General features: G+C 29.8%; 4 protein-coding genes. All 4 read right to left on the reverse strand.

Annotation, left to right across the window (positions count from 1 at the left end):
* Nucleotides 1-108: 108 nt before the first annotated feature.
* The 4 genes from BLT80_RS19700 to BLT80_RS19715 all read right to left on the reverse strand — a co-directional run bounded on the left by BLT80_RS19700 (nt 109) and on the right by BLT80_RS19715 (nt 2,958).
* Nucleotides 109-396: a type II toxin-antitoxin system RelE/ParE family toxin gene (locus BLT80_RS19700; protein WP_092471247.1), complete on the reverse strand. Its 288-nt coding sequence runs from the start codon at nt 394-396 to the stop codon at nt 109-111.
* Entirely contained in the window at nt 389-628 is a 240-nt protein-coding gene (locus BLT80_RS19705; RefSeq protein ID WP_042507096.1) for a ribbon-helix-helix domain-containing protein, read from the reverse strand. The genes BLT80_RS19700 and BLT80_RS19705 overlap by 8 nt, the downstream gene beginning before the upstream one ends.
* 195 nt (nt 629-823) lie before the next feature.
* Nucleotides 824-2,155, reverse strand: coding sequence for a hypothetical protein (locus BLT80_RS19710; protein WP_092471249.1), 1,332 nt, complete (start codon nt 2,153-2,155; stop codon nt 824-826).
* A 161-nt stretch (nt 2,156-2,316) separates the two neighbouring features.
* Entirely contained in the window at nt 2,317-2,958 is a 642-nt protein-coding gene (locus tag BLT80_RS19715) for a 3'-5' exonuclease (RefSeq protein WP_092471251.1), read from the reverse strand.
* Nucleotides 2,959-3,294: the final 336 nt, after the last annotated feature.

The raw sequence follows: 3,294 nt of genomic DNA on the forward strand, positions 1-3,294 counted from the left end.
CTGGGTTAATATTTGATGCAACATATAAAAGTACGCTAGTGAAAAATTAATGGGATTTTACTTGTTTTTTAGCACAGTACTTTGTTGGCAACAGTTTTTATTATTCCGTTATAGTTTTTCATTCAAGTCCTGTCTTCCAACAATTGCCATTATATCTATAATATCTTCATTAACTTTAAAATAGATACTATCAGATCCACAAACACAACGTCTATAATCTTTTTTTATATATTCAGCCGATTCAAAAGAATAAGGTCTTTGGGAAATAATGTCAAAATATTCAAAAAATGATTCAAAATACTTATCGGCTTGATTCATTCCGAATTTTTTAACTCCGTAATGGTGAATTCGTATTAAATCGTTTTTGGCTTCGTTACTTAATCTGTATTTAGCCATTCAATAAGGACTTTGATTGAGCTAAAATTTCGTTTTTATTGTCACTCGTAAATCCGCTTTTTTCAGCTTTATCGAGTTTGGCTCTAACCCAATCAATTTGAATTTGCTGTTTTCTGGCTTGTCTGATTAAATCGTTTACTAATTCACTTTTACTTGAATATTCATTCTTATTCACTTGGGCTTTTAGCCATTCGTCGTTCGGTTCGGTAAATGATATACTTTGTCTTGACATAATTTTTTATTTTGGTGTAAATATACATCAAATACGTATCATTTCCAAATTGTTGCCAACGTTGTTGTATATGGTTTGTTGCGTGGTTTAAGTAACTAATTTAGTAAATAATTACCGACCAAGAAAGTCCGCGAGGACTTTCGTAAGTAGGCGAGAAGCCAGCAATAAATTATATACGGTGTTGGCAGCTGCCTTTTATTCTTTTTCAACAATTTCAGGTGTTATTACTTCCATATTATCTTCCTTGAAGAATTTTGATTCTTTCTTAAATTCACTGTATTCTTTCGTTTCTCTAAATTCTCTTAATAATGGAAATTCTTGTAATCTTTCGATGTTAGTTTGTTTAGTTTCAAGAACTGATGGTAAAATTTCTATAATCTTTTCTGTTTCTCCACGTAGCCCAAAAAGTCCCAATTGAAAAATTTCTTTTTTATCTGAAAAATCAGCTTTTTCAATTTCTTTTTCAATTGACTTATAGTCTCCTTGCTCTTTCTTACATAACCAATAGTTAATTTGAGCTATTACTTTATCTACAGGATGAACTTGAGCATCTTTTAAAGAGAAAAAACATAATCCTTCACAAATGTCCCAACGTGAGTGTAGTAAGTTTTCGTAAACAATATCTCCAAGAATTTCTCCCCTTGAAGTATCATCTGGACTTAATTTTTTCCAAAGTTCAGCACCAATAAGTATGAAAGCTTTTTGAAGTTTGCAGATAGCATTATTTAAATATTCTTTATTGACAGTCAGTTTATCATTTAGTGATATTCCATTTCTTTGATTTTCGCTAACTTTTGAAAGATATATTGAATTTACAACACCTCCATTATGAACAAAAAGATTTCTTCTTTGATAAACTTCTATTAATTCATCTTTTATGTCATTTAAATATCCAAGACCAAGAGATAAGTCTGATTTTAAAAGCGTTATCCAGCTTTCGAAGTTTCCTCTTAAAATTTCGTCAATCTTTATATCAATTAAGTATTTTTCAGCATCTTCTATACTTCCAAAGCTTTTTAATTCTGTAAGTGTCATTGTCCTTTTTTGAACTCCTGCAGATTCTGGATGTTTATCATAATAAAAATGTAGTAATTGTGAAAAAAACCATTCTACTGAACTTAAAGCTGAAATAAGTGAATTTGTATATAGCAACTCTATATGTTTCCTGTTTTTCTTAACATTTTCTAAATGCTTTGAAACCTCATTGTTTGAATGAGAAATTTTGATAGCATATTTTTCTTCGCTATCATTTTCTTTTTTCTCAAATTTTACTTCGGGAATTTCCTTATATTTTTCTTCTAAATCTTTTGTTATTTTCTCTTGAAATTCAATAAACTTGTCCTTGTCTTTTTCGTCAATATTTTCTTCGTTACTTAAAACTTCTTTAAGCATTGCAGACATTATAATCGGTTGAATGTGTTGATCTCCTTCTTCTATTTTTTCATTCAGAAAAGGGTCAATTAATTCAACAAAATCTCTTAATCCAATTAGATTTTCGTTGAAATCTATTATTTGTTTATTTAGCATTCAGTTCGTTTTTCAGGTTGCTGCCAACGTGTTTGTATATGGTTTGTTGCGTGGTTTAAGCACTAAATTTAGCAAATAAAAACCTAATAGAAAATCCGCGAGGATTTTCGTAAGTAGGCTAGAACTAGCAATAAATTATATACGGTGTTAGCCATAGTATTTTATTTTCCATTTAGCATATTATAAATTAAAGCAGTCACTATAATATCACTTTCGGCATTATGTTCTTTCAAATTCGGTTTAAGTGCTTGCCATTCCTTTTTATTTCCAAACAGTTTGTCAGCTGAATTATATAATGAAATTTTAAATCCATATTTATGTCCAAGTTGTTTTCCTGTCAATTTCATTGTGTCAACTTTGTTCTTTTTCTTTAATGAAAATGGAATTCCAGCTTTTACAAATTCAGCGTGCAATACTTTATAGTCAAACGCAATATTGTGTCCTACAATCTCATCTACTTTTGTTGAGGCAACAGTCAATGCTGATAGAGCTTTTTCTAATTCAACACCTTCTTTTTCACATTTTTCGTTCGTAATTCCGTGAATTTTTATTGCTTGTTTTGGAATATCCTTTTTCTGTTTTATATAAAAAGTTTCACCATCGTAATTTCCATTAATATCAACTAACATAAAAGCGAGTTGAACAATTCTTGGGAAGTTGTCTGAATGGTCAATAACATTTTGTTTTGTAACTCTAATCGAATTGTCATTTATTAATCCAGTCGTCTCTGTGTCGAGGATTAATGCAATTGGTTTGAATGTACTTTTATTCTTTACGGGTTGTAAAGCAACTTCTTTCTTAATTGTTTTTGTTACAACTTGTTTTTTCCAGAATTAGTTGTCGAAGTGTTTTTATTCGACTTTTTCATTCTGCTAAATCCGACTATAATTAAGACGATTGCAATTATGATTATTAAAAAGTCCATTTGTTGGTTTTATATTATGGCTAACGGTCTCGTGTATGATTTCGTTGCGTGTTTAAGCAATAAAGTTAGCAAACAAATCACAGATAGAAAATTCCAGCGGAATTTTCGTAAGTAAGCTCTAACTAGCAATGAATTATACACATCTTAAGTTTACAATTCATTAAATTTAAGGATAAATTAGAAAGAACAAAAGAGAGGAATAAGGTTAATATAC

Origin of the sequence: Winogradskyella thalassocola (assembly GCF_900099995.1) — a bacterium.
GTDB lineage: Bacteria > Bacteroidota > Bacteroidia > Flavobacteriales > Flavobacteriaceae > Winogradskyella > Winogradskyella thalassocola.

Bases quoted from the DNA above. Each gene is read 5' to 3' on its own strand.
- BLT80_RS19700 (WP_092471247.1), bottom strand. From the start codon at position 396: ATGGCTAAATACAGATTAAGTAACGAAGCCAAAAACGATTTAATACGA.
- BLT80_RS19705 (WP_042507096.1), bottom strand. From the start codon at position 628: ATGTCAAGACAAAGTATATCATTTACCGAACCGAACGACGAATGGCTA.
- BLT80_RS19710 (WP_092471249.1), bottom strand. From the start codon at position 2,155: ATGCTAAATAAACAAATAATAGATTTCAACGAAAATCTAATTGGATTA.